Annotated in this window: 1 protein-coding gene; it reads left to right on the top strand. The window is 34.6% G+C overall.

The annotated features are described in order from the left end of the window. On the top strand, positions 1-995 hold a 995-nt coding region (locus tag ACFO6W_RS26190), incomplete at both ends, for an IS4 family transposase (protein WP_380002097.1).

Raw genomic sequence — 995 nt, 5'->3', positions numbered from 1 at the left:
GTCTTCAAGATGCTTTTTAACTTAGACAAATCAGAGAGTGTTCGCCGAAGTTCCATATCAGAACGGCTTTCTAAGATTGATGCGGACTTCTTCAAACAAATATATGAATGTATTTATGAACAATTCTCAGCAGCCTATTCATCGACAGAAAAAGAGGAATATAATCTGATACGAGTTGATTCTTCAATGGTAAGTGAAGCTTGTAGCAAACTCTTAGAAGAAGGTATTGACCATAAAAACGGAAAGAAGTCAGTTAAGTATAGCATTGCTTTTGATGGCATTTTACCTTGTGATGTTAAGATATTTACAGACTCCAAATACTCTGGCGAAGAAACAGCTTTACCTGAGGTTATAAGAAGTCATGTGAAACAAGAAACCGGACATCACAATATTTACATTTTGGACAGAGGATTGCAGTCAGCTAGAACCATGAAAGATTTTTCCGGAGAATCTATCCCTTTTATAATAAGAGCAAAAGAGAATCGAAAACATGTTGAACTAAAATCCTTGAAAAGCGATGATATTGATCTAGACTTGGGTAGTTTGATGCTTTTGAAAGATAGTGAAGTTTATTTATATACCGGTAAGCCTATTAATAATAAACGAGGTAATATCCATTACAAAGAAGAGCTGGTAGAAGTACCTTTTCGCTTAATTGTAGCACAAAGCAAAGATGATCCTGATAAAGAATTTTGGTTTATCACCAATGTGCTTAACTTATCAGCCAAAGATATTACGGACGCTTACAGGCGAAGGTGGGATATCGAAGTATTCTTCCGATTTATAAAGCAGGAACTAAATGTGAGTACTCTTGTGTCACTCAATAAAAATGGAATAAAAGTTATCCTATATATGACTTTGATTGTGGCTATACTTATCTTGATATATAAACAGGCTAATAAACTTGGATATAAAACTGCTAAAAGAAGATTTTCCATGGAATTGAGAAACCTGATTATATCTATGATTGTTGTGCAGTGTGGTGGTGATCCTTC

This window comes from Dysgonomonas termitidis, from assembly GCF_042654545.1.
In the GTDB taxonomy this organism is placed as follows: Bacteria; Bacteroidota; Bacteroidia; order Bacteroidales; family Dysgonomonadaceae; genus Dysgonomonas; species Dysgonomonas termitidis.
This window is presented reverse-complemented; position numbering and strand designations above follow the sequence as displayed.